Source organism: Janthinobacterium sp. GW821-FHT03C08, assembly GCF_059420905.1.
In genome coordinates, this window is sequence record NZ_JBWKUP010000034.1 from 1 (window position 1) to 17,674 (window position 17,674).

Below are 17,674 nucleotides of genomic sequence, written 5' to 3' on the forward strand. Positions count from 1 at the left end.
GTTGCCGCACCGCACCGTCCGGCCGTGTCGTATGCGGGCGACGGCGCCTGGGGCATGAGCCTGATGGAAACGATGACCTGCGTGCGCCACAACATTCCCGTGACGGCCGTGGTGTTCCACAACCGCCAGTGGGGCGCGGAAAAGAAAAACCAGGTCGATTTCTACAACCGCCGTTTTGTTGCCGGCGAGCTCGACAACCAGAGCTTCGCGGAAATCGCGCGGGCCATGGGCGCCGAAGGCATCACCGTCGACAAGCTGGAAGACGTGGGTCCGGCCTTGAAAAAGGCGATCGACATGCAGATGAATGAAGGCAAGACGACCATCATCGAAATCATGTGCACGCGCGAGCTGGGCGACCCGTTCCGCCGCGATGCGCTGAGCAAGCCGGTGCGTCACCTGGACAAATATAAAGACTACGTTTAAGTAAGCCCACAGCGGGGACCGGGGGGGCACCTTAAGGTCCGACCCCGGCATTTGCGACGTTGGGGTGATTTTGCGCCAGCCGACACCGCACTGTGACGAAATTCTCACACATTGTCACTTCAGCATCGCTATTTCAATAAAGAATACAAACCGTCCCGGTATTTGGATTATTTGATTTGACAAGCACCCGCATTCAGCTTAAATTCAATAAAAATACTAAAAAACGGAACGAAAAGTACCAAATTCGACTCACGGAGACAAAAATGAATACACGCGTAACTACCGATGCCGTCACCACGGACTTCCTGCAAGCGTTCGGCGATGCCTGGAACCGCCATGATATCGAGGCCCTGATGGCCGCCATGGCGCACGACTGCGAATTCCACGCCGTCGCCGGTCCTGACCTGCTGGGCAAGAGTTTCATTGGCCGCGACGCCGTGCGCGCCGGCTTCGAGCTGGCCTGGCAAACCTTCCCCGATGCCGCCTGGCTCAATCCCGAGCACTTCGTCAGCGGCGATCGCGGCGTGACGGAATCGACCTTTGCCGGCACCAAGGCGGACGGCACGCGCATCGAGGCGCGCATGGTCGATATCTTTACCTTCCGCGACGGCAAGATCGCCGTGAAGAACGCCTTCCGCAAGGACCGTCCACCGGTCGTCAGCGCTACCGCCCAAGCCTGAGCCAGCAAGTTCACCAGGAATGACCATGAACAAACCTGTCGATACTCCACTTGGCGTACTGGGTAGCAGCACCGCGGCCCGCACGCCTTACGATCCCGCCTACGATCCGCTGGTGGCGCAGCGCCCCGGCCATGGCAATGCCTACGCGCCCACCTACTGGATCGGCACGGCGGGCGAGCCGCCGGCCGACGACGGTCCCATCACGCATGACATCGATGTCGACGTGGCCATCATCGGCTCCGGGTTTACTGGCCTCAGCTGCGCCATCTTCCTGGCCCAGGAGCATGGCATCAAGGCTACCGTGCTGGAAGCGAACCGGGTCAGCTGGGGCTGCAGTACGCGCAACGGTGGCCAGGCGCAATGCACGACGGGCCGCCTGAAGCGCTCGCAGTGGATAGACCGCTACGGCCTGGAAACCGCCCTCAAACTGCACACGGAAGTGTGCGATGCGATGGAAACGTTCAAGAAGATCACGGCCGACATCGACTGCGACCCGCAGCCGGGCGGCCACCTGTACATCGCCCACAAGGCGAAAGCCATGCCTGCGCTGGAAAAAGAAGCCAAGGTCATGCGGGAGATCTTCAATTATGACGCCCGCATCCTCGACGCTGACACCGTCAGGCGCGAGTATGTGGACGACAAGGAAGCGGCCGGCGCGCTGCACGAGCCGGAAGGCATCGGCATCCACGCGGGCAAGCTGGCCTTCGGCTACCTGCGCAAGGCGCGCGCGCTGGGCGCCAAGGTGCATCCGTCCAGCCCCGTGATGGGCTGGGAAACGCGCAACGGCGTGCACTACCTGCAAACGCCGGGCGGCGTGGTGCGCGCCCGTGCCGTGGCCGTGGCCACGGGCGGCTACACCTCGCCCCATTTGCATGCGCAAGTGAAGAACCGTTTGCTGCCCATCCTGTCGAACTCCATCGTCACGCGTCCGCTGACCCCTGCGGAAATCGAGGCGTGCAACTTCCGCACCCACCAGGTGATCACGGATACGCGCATCCTGCGCCACTACTACCGCTTGATGCCGGACAACCGCGTGCAGATCGGCAGCCGCAGCGCCATCACTGGGGCCGATGCGCCGCAGGGCAAGTATGAACAGGGTTTGATCAACGACCTGCACCGCAAGTTCCCCGCGCTGACGGGCATAGCCATCGATTATTCGTGGTGGGGCTGGGTCGACGTCAGCCACGACATGATGCCGCGCATCGTGCAGCCGGACCCGAAGCAGTCGATCTTCTATTCGCTCGGTTACGGCGGCAACGGCGTCATGTATTCGGCGCAGGCGGGGCGGCGCATGGCCGAGCGCATCGCGGGCAAGGCCAGCGACACGGGCTTGCCGATCTTCAACTCCAAACTGCCGTACCCGAACATGATGGAAATGGTCGAGTCGCAAGCGTTCGCCCCGTTCCGCCGCCTGGGCCAGCGCTTCCTGTACCGCTGGTATCACTTGAAGGATGAAGTCTTGTAAAAAGCAGCACGGTAGTAGCAGCCGCCGCATGAGTTGACATAGATCAACCAGCGGCGCCTCCCGCAAGGGATGAGATTGCCCGCACGTTCACACATAACAATAAACTTGGAGTGAGACATGAACACAAATACGAGCAAAAACCCGAGCAAAACCACGGTTTCTTCAACGCTGCGCCGCGCCGTCCTCGGCACCCTGGCGCTGGGCGTCGCCCTTGCCGCCAGCGGCACGGCCTTCGCGCAGGGCAAGGAAGTGACGATCGCCTACCAGGAAATCAACGGTCCCTTCCTGGTGGCCATCGCCAGCGGCGAAGTGGAAAAAACCACGGGCTACAAGATCAACTGGCGCAAGTTCGATTCGGGCGCCAAGGTGGCCACGGGCATGGCCTCCGGCGACGTGCAGATCGGCGTCATCGGTTCCAGCCCCCTGACGGCGGCCGTCAGCCGCGGCGTCGACCTGCAGCTGTTCTGGATCATCGACGACATCAACGAAGCCGAAGCGATGGTGGCGCGCAATGGCGCCGGCATCAGCAAACCGACCGACTTGCGCGGCAAGAAGATCGCCGTGCCATTTGTTTCCACCACGCACTTCCACACCATGTTCGCGCTGGAAACGTGGGGCATCAAGCCCACGGAAGTGAAATTGCTCAACATGCAGCCGAACCAGATCGCCGCCGCCTGGGAACGGGGCGACATCGATGCCGCCTTCGTATGGGACCCGGCCTTGAGCAAGCTCAAGCAAAACGGCAAGGTGCTGGTGACCTCCGGCGAACTGAGCAAGAAGGGCAAGGCCACGTTTGACGGCATGGCCGTCGAGCGCGCCTGGGGCGAAGCGAACGCCGACTTCATGGCTAAGTTCGTCAAGGTGATGGCCGCTGCCGACGCCGATTACCGCGCCAATCCGAAGGCGTGGACCGTCGACTCCCCGCAAGTGAAAGCCAACGTCAAGCATTCGGGTGCGGCTGCCAAGGACGTGGCCGCTTCCGTGGCCCTGTACGCCTATCCATCCTTGCAGGAACAGGCTTCGCCGGCCTGGCTCGGTGGCGGCGCGAAGGGCGGCGTGGCGCAAGCCTTGCTGGCCACGGCGCAATTCCTGAAAGCTGAAGGCAAGATCGATGCGCTGGCCCCTGACTACGCCAAATATGTGACACCCAAGTATGCACAGGCCGCCGGCCTGCTGAAGTAAACGTTGTGCGATGGCGCGCCTGCGGGCGCGCTGACTGAACAGAGTGCGTTGAACAGAACTGTGGGGACACGATGGAAAACCTGTACGTCAAGGATGTCAGCGTGATTTATCCGGGCAAGACGGCCGGAGAACGCGTGCATGCCTTAAATAATATCAATCTCACCATTAATAGCGGCGACTTCGTCGTCGCGCTCGGTGCTTCCGGTTGCGGCAAGACAACCTTGCTGAGCCTGATGGCGGGTTTTATCGCCCCGTCCAAGGGTGAAATTATGCTCGGGGACAATAAAGTGGAAGGGCCGGGTGCCGACCGCGGCGTGGTGTTCCAGAAACACGCCTTGCTGCCGTGGCTGAACGTGATGGAAAACGTGGAATTCGGCCTCAAGCTGCAAGGCGTGCCGAAAGCCGTGCGGCGCGAACAGGCGGCCAAGAACCTGGCGCTGGTCGGCTTGAAGGACTTTCACGACAATATGATTTATCAGTTGTCGGGCGGCATGCAGCAAAGGGTGGGCATCGCCCGCGCCCTGACCTGCAATCCCGCCATGCTGCTGATGGATGAACCGATGGCGGCGCTCGATGCGCTGACGCGGGAAACCATCCAGGAATTGCTGCTCGATATCTGGGCCAAGTCCAGCACCATGTTCTTCTTCATTACCCACAGCGTCGACGAGGCGCTGTTCCTGGCGAACCGGCTGATCGTCATGTCGCCCCGTCCGGGCCGCATCACGCACACGTATGAGCTCGATTTCAACAAGCGCTTCCTCGAATGCCGCGATGCGCGCGCCGTGAAATCGAGCCCGGACTTCATCAAGATGCGCGAAACCGTGCTCAACATCATTTATGGCGACGAGCGCGCCGTCAATAAAGAGCTGGAGGTGTCCCATGCATAGCCCATCCGTCGTGGGATTTCCTCCCGCCACCGCCAAGCGGGCCGGCTTCTTCGGCCGCCTGTTTGCGCCCCGCTGCGCCATGCCTGGCGAAGCGTTCGGCGCGCCGGGGCAGGGCAATTCCAGCCGCATCGCCACCGTCACCGTCATCGCCGTGCTCTTGCTGTGGTTTGGCGTGACGGCCAGCGGCCTCGTGAAACCGCTGTTCCTGCCGTCGCCGCAAGCCGTGTACGAGAAATTCATCATGGCGGCCACCACCGGTTTCGGTGGCGCCACCCTGTGGGAACACACAGTGGCCAGCCTGGTGCGCGTGTTCGGTGCCTTCGGCCTGGCTTGCCTGTTGGCCATTCCCGTCGGCGTGATGATGGGCGTCAACCGCGTGGCGCGCGGCATCTTCGATCCCTTGATCGAGTTCTACCGTCCGCTGCCGCCGCTCGCGTACTTGCCACTGGTCATCATCTGGTTCGGCATCGGCGAGTTCTCGAAGGTCTACCTGATCTTCCTGGCCATCTTCGCGCCGATGGCCATCGCGGCCCGCGCCGGCGTCAGCTCCGTGTCGCTGGAGCAAATCCACGCGGCCTACTCGATGGGCGCCACGCGCTTCCAGGTGATCGTGCACGTGATCCTGCGGGCCGCGATTCCGGAAATCCTCACCGGCATGCGCATCGGCATCGGCGTGGGCTGGACCACCCTGGTGGCGGGCGAGATGGTGGCGGCCACGCGCGGCCTCGGCTACATGGTGCTGAGCGCCTCCGAGTTCCTCGCCAGCGACGTGGTGATCATGGGCATCATCGTGATCGGCTTCTTCGCTTTCCTGTTTGATTTGATGATGCGTTACCTCGAACGTACCCTCGTGCCATGGAAGGGCAAGGTGTAAGACGTTCCCGGGAGTGGCGCGCACGCCACAAGTGTTGCGTGCCGCTCCCTCCTTTTTTAACCATTGCCGCGCCGATGTCGAGGCCGGCTCAACGTAACGCCCGGCAACGCCCCTTACTTTTCACCCAGCGTGTTTTGCCCTCAGGCAACCGCGCCAGGCCGCTGCATTTCCAGATTGACTTATGGAATGTGGCCAACCAGACTGATTCACACGATGCATCGATGCTGCTTGACGGTGTTGCCTAAAATAAAACAAAGCCGCGCGGCAGCAACCGGCCGCAGCAGGCGAGGGCGCACCGGGCTTCAGAGATTTTCAGGAGACAAAAACATGATTAGCGAATCGCATAACAGTACCGGCTTGCAGCACTCGCTCAAGCAACGCCACATGAGCATGATCGCCATCGGCGGCGTGATCGGCGCCGGCCTCTTTGTCGGCAGCGGCGTCATCGCCAAGGCCGCCGGCCCGGCCGCCATCCTTTCCTTCCTGCTCACGGGCGGCCTCGTCGTCCTGATCATGCGCATGCTGGGCGAGCTGGCCTCGTCCCTGCCCGTGGTCGGCTCCTTCTATGAATATGCGCGCCTGGCCTTCGACGACAAGCCGAAGGTGTCGAAATTCCTCGGCTTCATGAGCGGCTGGATGTACTGGTATTTCTGGGTCGTCGTCGTGGCCCTGGAAGCCATCGCCGGCGCCAAGCTCGTCAACTTCTGGCTGCCTGACGTGCCGTCCTGGTCGATCAGCCTGGTCTTGCTGGTGTCGATGACCGTGCTGAACCTGTTTTCCGTGAAAGCCTTCGGCGAATTCGAATTCTGGTTCGCCTCGATCAAGGTGGTGGCCATCGTCGTCTTCCTGTTCGTCGGCGCCCTGTTCATCACGGGCAGCTTGCCCAACAGTATCCCGACCCTGGGCTTTTTGACCAGCAACGGCGGCTTCATGCCGCACGGCTGGGGCCCCGTGCTCAGTGGCGCCGTCGCCGCCACGGCCTTTTACTCGGGGGCCGAGATCGTCACCATCGCCGCCGCCGAAACGTCGGACCCGGCCAAGGCCATCGCCCGCGCCACCAATTCCGTCATCACCCGCGTGCTGATGTTCTATGTCGGTTCCATGTTCGTCGTCGTCTGCATCGTGCCCTGGGATTCGCCGGCCATCGCCACGCCCTTCGTCAGCGCCCTGAAAGTGATGAACATCCCGTACGCGGCCCACATCATGAACGCCATCATTTTGACGGCCGTGCTGTCGGCGCTGAACTCCAGCCTGTACGCCTCGTCGCGCATGATCTTTGCGCTGACGCGCCGCGGCGACGCCCCCACGGGCCTGGTCAAGCTGAGCAAGAACGGCGTGCCGATCCGCGCCATCCTGTTCAGCACCTTGTTCGCCTATTTTGCCATTGCCGTCTCGTATGTGTCGGCCGACCTGGTCTTCCCCTTCATCGTGAACTCCTACGGCATTCTGATCCTGTTCGTCTACCTGCTGATTGCGATATCTCAATTGCGCCTGCGCCGCCGGCTGGAACGCGAATGCCCGGAACGCATCAAGGTGCGCATGTGGCTGTTCCCTTACCTGACGTATTTCACCATCTTCGCCATGCTGGTGATCCTCGGTGCCATGAGCGTGTCGTCCGATACGGAGCAGCGCGTGTCGTTCTGGTTCGGCCTGTTGAGCGTGGCCATCATGAGCGTCATGTACTACATCAAGAAACTGGTCAACGATGACCGCAACGGCGGTGCTGCCGCCGACACCAAAGTGGAGCTCAAACATGTCTGATACGACTTTGTTGCCCGCAGGCCGGCGCCGCTTCCTGCGCACGACGGCCGCCCTGGGCGCCGCCGCCGTGGCGGGGCCGGCGCTTGCCGATTCCGCCGCCTCCGTCACCTTGCCGTTTGAAAACGGCGAGCGCGAGCTGGTGGCCTTTCCGCAAAAGCGCCCGCTGATCCTGCTGACCAGCCGGCCGCCCCAGCTGGAAACGCCGTTCAGCGTGTTCAACGAGGGCGCGATTACCCCCAACGATGCGTTCTTCGTGCGCTATCACTGGAGCGGCCTGCCCACCAGCATCGATGGCGGCAGCTACCGTTTGCGCATCGCCGGCCTCGTCAAGACGCCGCTGGAGCTGTCGCTGGCCGAACTGAAACAGCTGGCCGACCCCGTGGACGTGGTGGCCGTGACGCAATGCTCGGGCAACAGCCGCGGCTTCTTCGCCCCGCGCGCCAACGGCGGGCAGCTGGGCAATGGCGCCATGGGCAATGCTCGCTGGACGGGCGTCCCCCTGAAAACCGTGCTGGAAAAGGCCGGCATCGCGGCCAATGCCGTGCAGGTGGCCTTCAATGGCCTGGAAACGCCGCCCGTGGGCGACGGCCCCGACTTCCAGAAAGCCTTGTCCGTCGAGCACATCATGGCCGGCGACGTCCTGCTGGCCTGGGCCATGAATGGCGAAGACATCCCGTTCCTCAACGGCTATCCGCTGCGCCTGATCGTGCCGGGCTACTATGGCACCTACTGGGTCAAGCACCTGAGCGACATCACCGTGCTCGACAAACCGTTCGACGGCTTCTGGATGAGCACGGGTTACCGCATCCCCGACAACGGTTCCGGCTTCATCGAGCCGGGTACACCGGTGGGCAAGACGACGCCGATCAGCCGCCTCAACGTGCGCTCCTTCATTACCAGCGTGCAAGATGGCGCGCAAGTGAAGGCAGGGCGCGACCTGGCCTTGCGCGGCATCGCCTTCGATGGCGGGCAGGGCATCAGCGAGGTGACCGTGTCGACAGACGGCGGCCAGACGTGGCAGGAAGCGAATCTGGGCAAGGACCTGGGGCGCTTCTCGTTCCGCGAGTGGAGCATGGTCATGAAGGCGCCGCGCAAGGGCAAGCATGTGCTGATGGTGCGCGCCGTCAACCGCATCGGCCAGAGCCAGCCGATGAAAGCCCTGTGGAATCCCATGGGTTATATGCGCAACGTGGTGGAAACCACGCGCATTCAGGCAGTGTGAGGAGAACCAGATGCTGATCAGAACACTCGCCACCGCCGTGGCCTTGATGCTTGCCGGCAGCGCTGGCGCGCTGGAAATTCATTTGCCGCCGGAAACGGCGACCTACAAACCCAGTGAATTGCCCGGCTACCAGCTGGTGCAGCGCAACTGCATGACGTGCCACGCGGCCCAGTATGCGTCGACCCAGCCGCCCGCCTCGCCGCGCGCCTACTGGGAAGCCACCGTAAAGAAGATGAAGAAGCCGTTCGGCGCGCAGTTTGCCGACGAGGATGTGCCCGCCATGGTCGACTACCTGGTGAAGACCTACGGTGCGGAGCGCAGTGTTGCGGCTGTTGCGCCGGTCGTCGTCAAGACTGCCGCAGCGGCTGTGCCGGCCGCCGCCAAGGATGCGAAAACCTTGCTGGCGGCGAATGGCTGCATGGCGTGCCACGCCATCGACCAGAAGGTGGTCGGCCCCGGCTTTACCGAGGTAGCGGCCCGCTACAAGGGCAAGGACAATATCGCCGCCGTGGCGGCACATATCCGCCAGGGTGGTAGCGGCAAGTGGGGGCCCGTGCCCATGCCGCCATTCAGCCAGCTCAGCGATGCCGACGCGGCCGTCCTGGCAAAATACGTCCTCTCCCGCTAACCAACGCCCGCGCGGCGGCCATTCACCGAAGCACTCCAGGCACCTGTCACCAGGCCGGTGCCTGCGAGTGCCGCCCTCTCCATGCCATTCGACATGGCTTGTCTCCTGTTATCGCTGATTTTATTCATTAATGAATAAATATTCGCATAACTATCAAGTAATAAAAAACACTGTTTTTAATTTAAAAATCATTCCAACGAATACTGTTTCAATTGATGCAATAGTTTTCTTGCAGCCGTCGTTTTTTCGCATCTGCCTTGACTCTTGGCCATGCGAAAAATTTCCGAATGGTCAAAGTGTGATTATTTGAGAATAATTCCGGCAGGAAATGCTGTATCCTGAATTGTTAATTTAGTATATTTTTTAGCAATATTGATAATGTGTTGGAAAAAATCAACATCAATTAGACAAAATATTAATTCCAAGTGACAATATTGAAATATAGAAACTATTTCATGTATTTTTAATAACGCTTTGCCAGGCCGTTGATGGCTGCCGAGAGGATTATTTTGCGCATCACACTCATTCCCCTGACCCTGCTGGTCGCCATCCAGTCCGCCTGGGCCGTCGATCCGCCCAGCGCCGGCAGCCAGTTGCAGCAGATTCCCGCCGCGCCGCAGCTGCCCAAGGCGCCCCCGGCCATCCGCGTGCAGCAGGGTAATGTGCCCGCCACGGCCGTGGCCGATACGACGCGCATCACGGTACAGCGCCTGCAGGTGGATGCGCCGCCCGTGTTTGCCGAAAGCGAACTGGTCGCCGCCACCGGTTTCGTGCCAGGCAGTGAACTGACCTTGGGCGAGTTGCGCGCCCACGCGGCCAAAATTGCCAGCTATTACCAGAATCGCGGCTACTTCCTGGCGCAGGCGTATCTGCCCGCGCAAGACATCAAGGACGGCGTCGTGACCATCAAGGTGCTGCCGGGCCAGTATGGGCAGGTGCAGCTGCGCAACCAGAGCAACTTGTCCGATGGCCTGGCCGGCAGCCTGCTGGCCGGCCTGGACGGGCAAGTGATTGCCTCGGCGCCGCTGGAACGGCGCTTGCTGCTGCTGTCGGACTTGCCGGGCGTGCAGGTCAGCTCGACCCTGGCGCCGGGCGCTTCCCTGGGCACCTCCGACCTGACCGTCGACGTGCAGCCAGGAACGCGCGTCAACGGCAGCGTCGATGCGGATAACCAGGGCAACCGCTATACGGGGCGCGAGCGCATCGGCGCCACTGTGAATATCAATGAACTGGCCGGCATCGGCGACGTGGCCACGCTGCGCGCGTTTACCTCGGCCGATGGCTTGAACTACGGCCGCCTGGCCTATCAGGGGCAGGCAGGCGCAGTGCGCCTGGGCGCCGCCTATACGTATATGGACTACAAGCTGGGCAAGGAGTTTGCCGTGCTGGAGGCCAAGGGCACGGCGAAGATCGCCAGCGTGTTTGGCAGTTATCCCCTGATACGCACACGCAGCAGCAATCTGTATGCGCAAGTCAATTACGACGACAAGACGTTCCGGGATAAAACCGAGTCGACGGGCAGCGTCAACGACAAGAAGGCCAAAGTGTGGCTGCTGAACCTGAATGGCGACAGCAAGGATGGCTGGGGCGGTGGCGGCTTGAATACCTACTCGCTGACCTATACCACCGGCAAGATCGACATCCAGACGCCGTTGGCCTGGCTGATCGACATGCTGACGGTCAATAGCAACGGGCATTTCAACAAGCTGTCCTTCAATGCGACGCGGCTGCAAAGGCTGGGGGGCGAGACCAGCCTGTTCGGCATGATCAGCGGCCAGGCGGCGTCGAAAAACCTCGATGTGTCGGAAAAGATGGGCATCGGCGGCGTGGGCGGCGTGCGCGCCTATCCGGGCGGCGAGGCGTATGGCGACCAGGGGTATGTGCTGAACCTGGAAGTGCGCCAGGATGTGACGGCGTTCACGGCCTTTCCCGGCCAGCTGCAGGTGCTGGCCTTTGCCGACACGGGCACGGTCAAGCTGAACCGCGACGCCTGGAGCGCGGAGGAGAACCGCCGCACCCTGAGCGGGGCCGGCGTGGGCGTGACGTGGATGGGGGCGAATGCGCTCGTCCTGAAGGCCTATTACGCGCACAAGCTGGGCAATGCCAAGGCGGTTTCCGAGCCGGACTCGGCAGGCCGCTTCTGGTTTCAAGCCGTGAAGTATTTCTAAAAAGTAAGTTGATAAAAGTCAGGACACTGCCATGAACCGTATCTACCGCTCCATCTGGAACCAGGCCACGGGCGCTTACGCCGCCGTTTCCGAAAACGTCAAATCCGCCGGCAAGCGCTCGCTGCCCGGCTGCAGCGGCGGCGGAGCGCATTTCGCATTGACCAGCATGGCGGCGGCGCTGATGCTCGGCTATGGCAGCCTGGCCCTGGCGGGGCCGGCGGGCGGGACGGTCGTGGCGGGGCAGGCGACCATCAATGGCACGCCCGGCAATACCGTGATCCACCAGGGCAGCCAGAATGCCGTCATCAACTGGGCCAATTTTAATATCGGCAAGGGCGAATCGGTGCAATTCCAGCAGCCCAACAGCAATGCGGTGGCGCTGAACCGCGTGCTGGGCAGCGATGGCACGACGATACTCGGCAATCTGTCGGCGAATGGCAAGGTCTTCATCGTCAATCCGAACGGCGTGCTGTTCGGCCAGGGCGCATCCGTGAACACGGCTGGCCTGGTGGCATCGACCCTGGATATTTCCAACAGCGACTTCATGGCGGGCAAGTACCAGTTCAGCGGCAATGGTACGGGCAAGGTGCTGAACCAGGGCACGATCAGCGCGCCGGGCGGCTATGTGGCCTTGCTGGGCGCCAACGTGTCGAATGAAGGCACGATACAGGCGCGCCTCGGTTCGGTGGCGCTGGCCGCCGGCAATGCCATCACGCTGGACGTGGCCGGCGACGGCTTGCTGAACGTGACGGTGGACCGGGGCGCCGTGGGCGCGCTGGTCAACAATGGCGGCCTGATCCAGGCCGATGGGGGCAGCGTGCTGCTGACCGCGCAAGCGGCCGGCGACCTCTTGAAAACCGTGGTGAACAATACCGGCGTGATCGAGGCGCACACCATCGACACGAAGAGCGGCACCATCAAGCTGCTGGGCGACATGCAGACCGGCACGGTGAACGCGGGCGGCACGCTGGACGCCAGCGCCCCCGACGGCGGCAAGGGCGGTTTTATCGACACCTCGGCCGCACACGTGAATATTGCCAAAGGCATCAATGTGACGACCAGGGCAGCCAACGGCCTGTCCGGCACGTGGCTGATCGACCCGGTCGACTTCACGATCGCGGCGTCCGGCGGCAACATGACCGGCACGGATTTGACCAATAACCTGAAAAACGGCGCGGTGCAGATCCAGAGCACGAATGGCACGGGTGGCACCGCCGGCGATATCAATGTCAACGATGTGGTCAGCTGGTCGGCCAACAAGCTGACCCTGACGGCGCAAAACAATATCAATATCAACCAGGTCATGCGCGGTTCGGGCACGGCCAGCCTGGCGCTGGAGTATGGCCAGGCCAACGTGACATCCGGCAACACGAGCAAGTACAACGTCAAGGCCGCGGTCGACCTGCCGTCGGGCCAGAACTTCAGCACCAAGCTCGGCAGCGATGGCGCGCTGATCAGTTACACGGTGATCAATAGCCTGGGCGCGGCCGGTAGCATCAGCGGCAGCGACCTGCAAGGTATCGGCGGCGCAGTGAGTGGTAACTATGTGCTGGGCGCCAATATCGACGCCACCTCCACTGCGGCCTGGAATGCGGGTCTGGGCTTTACGCCCATCGGTACGGCCGGCGTACCGTTTTCCGGCCAGTTCGACGGCCTGGGCCATGTCATTACCGGCTTGACCAGTTCCACCACCGCCTCGGCGGGCCTGGCGGGCCTGTTCGGCTCCAATAGCGGCAGCCTGCGCAATATCGGCCTGGTCGCGCCTGTCATCAGCGCCAATATTGTCGCAGCACAAGGCACTATTGCCGGACTGGCCGGTATCAACAGCGGCACCATCAGCAATGCGTATGTCAGCGGTGGTTCCGTGACGGTCACGACCGGTGCCATCGGCGCCGGCCTCGTCGGGCTCAACAGCGGCACCATCAGTGACAGCTACAACAGCAGCAAGGTCAGCGTCGTGGGGAACTATGACTTCTGGCTGGGGGGGCTGGTTGGCAATACCACCAAAACCAGCACCATCACCAACAGCTATAATGCCGGTGATGTGGTGGGCGCGTACACTGCGGGCGGCCTGACTGGCAACAATCTGGGCATTGTCAGCAATAGTTTTAATAGCGGCAATGTGTCAGGAAACAGCAATACGGGCGGCCTGGCATCCTATAACCGCGCTACCGGCGTCATCACCAACAGTTTCAATACGGGCGCCGTGACGGGCAAGAGCCTGACTGGCGGTCTGGTTGGCTCCAATGTGGCGTCCAGCCAGATCATCAATAGTTATTCGACCGGCGCGGTCAGCAGTGCTGGCCTGGTCGCCACCGGCATCGGTGGTTTGGTTGGAGGCAACTCCGGCATTATCAAGAACAGTTACGCGACCGGCACGGTGACGGGCGTCACGGCCGTGGGCGGCGTGGTTGGCACCAATACCAGCGCGGGCTCCATCGAGAACGTGTATTCGTCCGGCGCGGTGAGCCTGCTTCCCGGCGGTTCCGGAGTCCTGGGTGGCGTACTCGGCAGTATCGCTGCCGGCACCAGTCCCGTGATCACTGGCGGGTATTACAACACGACCGTGAACTCCGGCATGCCAGGTGTCGGCAATAATGGCGGCCCCAGCACTCCCTCGCTCACTGGCCTGACATCGGCGCAGATGCAGAACGCATCGAATTTCAGTGCCTTTACTTTCACGACCACGGCCGGTGCAACGGGCAACAACTGGGTCATGGTCAATACCGACGGCTCGCTCAACGGCGCAGGCAACGCGACAGGCGCCACCGGGCCGATGCTGGCGGCCGAGTACAGCACCAATATCTACTCCTCGCACCAGTTGCAACTGATGGCCATGAACCTGGCCGGCAACTACACGCTGAAGCAGGATATCAATGCCGCCGGTACCGGCAGCACCGGCGACGTGTGGAACGGGGCGACCTTCGTTCCGCTCGGCACCGCAGCAAGCAGCGCGTTCAGCGGCAGCCTCGACGGCGCCGGCCATACCATTTACGGCCTGGTCGTGAACCGCCCGACCTCCGACTTTGCAGGCCTGTTCGGCTATGTTTCCAATGGGGCATCCGTGCGCAATGTCGGCCTGGAAGGGGGCAGCATTACGGGCAGGGATTACACGGGCGCCCTGGTGGGCGCCAATCAGGGAGGCACGGTCAGCGGCAACTTCAGCACGGTCAACGTGACGGGCAACAACTTTGTCGGCGGCCTGGTCGGCAATAGTACGGGCACCATCAGCAATAACTATGCGTCCGGAGCGGTCACCGGCGCCGATGGCGTGGGTGGTTTGCTTGGCAGTAATGTTGGCTCGGTGAGCAATAATTACTCTACTGGCCAGGTGACCGGCAGCACCAACACCGGTGGTTTGCTGGGCTACAATTTCGGCTCGGGCAGCGGCAATTTCTGGGATACCACCACCAGCGGCAAGGCGACTAGCGCGACCGGCACCGGTTTGAGCACCGCGCAAATGAAATTGCTGTCTTCCTACAGCGCGCCGGGCTGGAACCTGGCCAGCACGTGGATCGTCTACGACACTTATACCTATCCCTTGCTGCGCGCCTTCATGACGCCGCTGCAGGTGACGTTTGCGGCGAACGCCAGCAAGACCTATGACGGCACCAATAGCTGGACGGCGCCGGGCTATACGCTGTCCAACGCCAATGTCGTGCTGTCGGGCACCCTGAACTATGGCGCCGCGGGCGGTGCCGTCAACGCCGGCACCTATGCCATCACGGCCGGCGGCCTGTATTCTGGCCAGCATGGCTATGCCATCAGCGCCAATGATGCGACCCTGACCATCAACAAGCTCAATGTAGCGCTCTCCGGCGCCTCGGTGGCGAGTCGCAGCTATGACGGCACCACGGCGGCCGCCATCAGCGGTGGTACGCTGTCCGGTGTACTGAGCCAGGATATCGCCAATGTCACCTTCAATACGGGTATTTTCGACAACAAGGATGCCGGCACCGGCAAGTCCGTGACCGTGATCGGCGGTGGTAGCGCCGGCGGCAACTACGCGATCGTGGCAGGGCCGCTGACGGGCACCATCACGCCGAAAGCCTTGACCGTATCGGGCCTGGCGGCCACCACCCGCGAATACGACGGTACCAAGGCGGCTGTCGTCACGGGCGGCACCCTGAACGGCCTGGTCGGCAGCGAAACGCTGAACCTGGGCGCCTCCACCGGCATGTATGACGATGCCAACGCCGCCAGCGGCAAGGCGCTGACCGTCAGCTTGGGAACGCTGGGCGACGGCACCGGCCTGGCCAGCAACTACACATTGAGCACGCCGACCGGCGTGACGGGCACCATCTCGGCCAAGCAATTGAGCTGGAATAACCTGGCGGTGTCCGACAAGGTTTATGACGGCAACAATGGCGCCACCATTACCGGCGGCTCGCTGAGCGGTTTTGTCGGCGGCGAGACGCTGACATCGGCCAGCACTGGCAGTTTTTCCGACAAGAACGCCGCCAATGGCAAGACCGTCACGATCAACACCACGCTGGGCAACGGCGGCGGCGGTGGCCTGGCATCCAACTACACGCTGGCCAACGCGACCATGACGGCCAATATCACGCCGAAGGCCTTGACGGTGACGGGCGTGACGGCCGGCAACAAGACCTACGACGGCAACACGGCCGCCATCATCTCCGGTGGCATCCTGAGCGGCATGGTCGGCACGGAAACGGTCAACCTGGGCGCGCTGTCGGGCAGCTTCGGCGACAAGAATGCCGGTACCGGCAAGGCCGTGACGGTCACCGGCGGCACCTTGAGCAATGGCAGCAACGGCGGCCTGGCCAGCAACTATACGGTGGGCAGCATCGCGGGCCTGTCGGCCGATATCGCGCAAAAAGCCTTGACGGTGAGCGGCGTGGCTGTCGCCAGCAAGGTCTACGACGGCGATACCAAGGCCACCATTTCGGGCGGCACCCTGAATGGCCTGGTCAGCGGCGAAACGCTGGTCCTGACGGGCCAGACGGGCCAGTTCATCGATCAGAATGCGGGCAATGGCAAGGCCGTGACGGTCAGCGGCGCCACCCTGGCGAACGGCAGCGGCCTGGCCAGCAACTACACGGTGAGCAACGCCACGGGCGTGACGGGCAATATCACGCAAAAAGCACTGACGGTCACGGGCGTGACGGCCGCCGACAAGGTCTACGATGGCAGCATGGCGGCAGTGTTGAGCGGCGGCACCCTGAGTGGCATGGTCGGCGCGGAAACGCTGGGCCTGTCCAGCCTTTTCGGTGTATTCGCCGACAAGAATGTGGGTAGCAGCAAGACCGTGACGGTCACGGGCGGCGCTCTGAGCAATGGCAGCAACGGCGGCCTGGCCAGCAACTACACGGTCAGCAATCCGCTTGGACTGACGGCGAGCATCAGCAAGGCCACGATCAGCGGCATCACGGGCTTGAGCGCCCTGGACAAGATATATAACGGTAATGTGAACGTCAGTCTTAGCCCCGCCGCCGCCGTGATCAATGGCAAGATTGCCGGCGATGATGTGCAACTATTTAGTGCCAGTGGCGCGTTCACGGATAAAAACGCGGGCACCAACAAGACCGTCAATATCTCGGGCATTACGCTGAGTGGCAGCGACCTGGGTAACTATAACTTAGCCAATAACTCGGCAACGGCGACAGCCACCATCACGCCGAAAGCGCTGACGGTGACCGGCGTGGCGGCCGCCAACAAGGTGTATGACGCCACCACGAATGCTACCCTCACCGGCGGCACCTTGAGCGGCCTGGTCGGTGGCGAAACCCTGGGCCTGTCCGGCCTGAGCGGGTCATTTGCGAACAAGAACGCCGGCACGGCCAAGGCGGTCACCGTCAGCGGCGCGACCCTGTCCGACGGCACCGGTCTGGCCAGCAACTACACGGTCAGCAACCCGACCGGCGTGACGGCGAATATCAACCAGGCCACCATCAGCTCGGTGACGAATGTGGTGGCTGACAGCAAGGTCTACGATGGGGGCACCAGTGTCACCTTCGGCTCGGCCACGGCCACCTTCAACGGCATGCTCAGCGGCGACAGCCTGGCGATCGGCGCCACCACGGCCTCGTTCAGCGACAAGAACGCGGGCACCGGCAAGCCGGTCAACATTTCCTTCCTGACCCTGGGCGGCACGGACGCGGCCAACTACACGCTGGCCACGACCACCGCGACCGGCACCGGCACAATTACGCCGAAGGAGCTGACGGTCAGCGGCGTGGTGGCGGCCAGCCGCGACTATGACGGCACGAAGGTCGCTGGCTTGACGGGCGGCGTTTTGCAGGGCTTGGTGGCGGGCGAAAGCCTGACCCTGTCTGGCTTGAACGGCAGCTTCGCCACGCCGAATGCGGGGAATAATATCGCGGTGACGGTCAGCGGCGCACAGCTGGCCAATGGCGCCGG

11 protein-coding genes are annotated in these 17,674 nt (G+C 62.4%); all 11 read left to right on the forward strand.

The features are described 5' to 3' along the window. Positions 1-423, forward strand: a 423-nt coding sequence (locus AC07VL_RS27570) for a thiamine pyrophosphate-dependent enzyme (protein WP_494808680.1), incomplete at its 5' end; no start/stop codon positions are given. Between the two features lie 263 nt (positions 424-686). Beyond that, positions 687-1,103, forward strand: a complete 417-nt coding sequence (locus AC07VL_RS27575; protein ID WP_494808681.1) for a nuclear transport factor 2 family protein — start codon at positions 687-689, stop codon at positions 1,101-1,103. Between the two features lie 25 nt (positions 1,104-1,128). Then, a complete protein-coding gene (locus AC07VL_RS27580; RefSeq protein WP_494808682.1) occupies positions 1,129-2,568 on the forward strand; it encodes an NAD(P)/FAD-dependent oxidoreductase in 1,440 nt (479 codons plus the stop codon). A 117-nt stretch (positions 2,569-2,685) separates the two neighbouring features. Then, positions 2,686-3,750, forward strand: a complete 1,065-nt coding sequence (gene tauA, locus AC07VL_RS27585) for a taurine ABC transporter substrate-binding protein (RefSeq protein ID WP_494808683.1) — start codon at positions 2,686-2,688, stop codon at positions 3,748-3,750. A gap of 71 nt (positions 3,751-3,821) precedes the next feature. Then, positions 3,822-4,637, forward strand: a complete 816-nt coding sequence (locus AC07VL_RS27590; RefSeq protein ID WP_489628184.1) for a taurine ABC transporter ATP-binding protein — start codon at positions 3,822-3,824, stop codon at positions 4,635-4,637. A 79-nt stretch (positions 4,638-4,716) separates the two neighbouring features. After that, positions 4,717-5,511 (forward strand): ABC transporter permease subunit, encoded by a 795-nt coding sequence (locus AC07VL_RS27595; RefSeq protein ID WP_494808689.1) that lies wholly within the window; start codon positions 4,717-4,719, stop codon positions 5,509-5,511. Positions 5,512-5,838: 327 nt separating this feature from the next. Then, on the forward strand, positions 5,839-7,272 hold the full coding sequence (locus tag AC07VL_RS27600) for an amino acid permease (RefSeq protein ID WP_494808684.1): 1,434 nt from the start codon (positions 5,839-5,841) through the stop codon (positions 7,270-7,272). Further along, positions 7,265-8,494 carry a SorA family sulfite dehydrogenase catalytic subunit gene (gene sorA, locus AC07VL_RS27605; protein ID WP_494808685.1) on the forward strand — a complete coding sequence of 410 codons (1,230 nt, stop codon included), beginning with the start codon at positions 7,265-7,267 and terminating at the stop codon, positions 8,492-8,494. The genes AC07VL_RS27600 and sorA overlap by 8 nt, the downstream gene beginning before the upstream one ends. Positions 8,495-8,504: 10 nt before the next feature. Further along, positions 8,505-9,122, forward strand: coding sequence for a SorB family sulfite dehydrogenase c-type cytochrome subunit (gene sorB / locus AC07VL_RS27610; RefSeq protein ID WP_494808686.1), 618 nt, complete (start codon positions 8,505-8,507; stop codon positions 9,120-9,122). Positions 9,123-9,631: 509 nt separating this feature from the next. Beyond that, positions 9,632-11,290, forward strand: a complete 1,659-nt coding sequence (locus tag AC07VL_RS27615) for a ShlB/FhaC/HecB family hemolysin secretion/activation protein (RefSeq protein WP_494808687.1) — start codon at positions 9,632-9,634, stop codon at positions 11,288-11,290. A gap of 31 nt (positions 11,291-11,321) precedes the next feature. After that, a partial coding sequence (locus tag AC07VL_RS27620; RefSeq protein ID WP_494808688.1) for a YDG domain-containing protein occupies positions 11,322-17,674 on the forward strand: 6,353 nt, incomplete at its 3' end.

What these genes read in the sequence shown, in the direction of transcription:
- tauA (WP_494808683.1), top strand. Translation starts at nt 2,686, where the DNA reads ATGAACACAAATACGAGCAAAAACCCGAGCAAAACCACGGTTTCTTCA.
- AC07VL_RS27575 (WP_494808681.1), top strand. Translation starts at nt 687, where the DNA reads ATGAATACACGCGTAACTACCGATGCCGTCACCACGGACTTCCTGCAA.
- AC07VL_RS27595 (WP_494808689.1), top strand. Translation starts at nt 4,717, where the DNA reads ATGCCTGGCGAAGCGTTCGGCGCGCCGGGGCAGGGCAATTCCAGCCGC.
- sorB (WP_494808686.1), top strand. Translation starts at nt 8,505, where the DNA reads ATGCTGATCAGAACACTCGCCACCGCCGTGGCCTTGATGCTTGCCGGC.
- AC07VL_RS27600 (WP_494808684.1), top strand. Translation starts at nt 5,839, where the DNA reads ATGATTAGCGAATCGCATAACAGTACCGGCTTGCAGCACTCGCTCAAG.
- sorA (WP_494808685.1), top strand. Translation starts at nt 7,265, where the DNA reads ATGTCTGATACGACTTTGTTGCCCGCAGGCCGGCGCCGCTTCCTGCGC.
- AC07VL_RS27580 (WP_494808682.1), top strand. Translation starts at nt 1,129, where the DNA reads ATGAACAAACCTGTCGATACTCCACTTGGCGTACTGGGTAGCAGCACC.
- AC07VL_RS27590 (WP_489628184.1), top strand. Translation starts at nt 3,822, where the DNA reads ATGGAAAACCTGTACGTCAAGGATGTCAGCGTGATTTATCCGGGCAAG.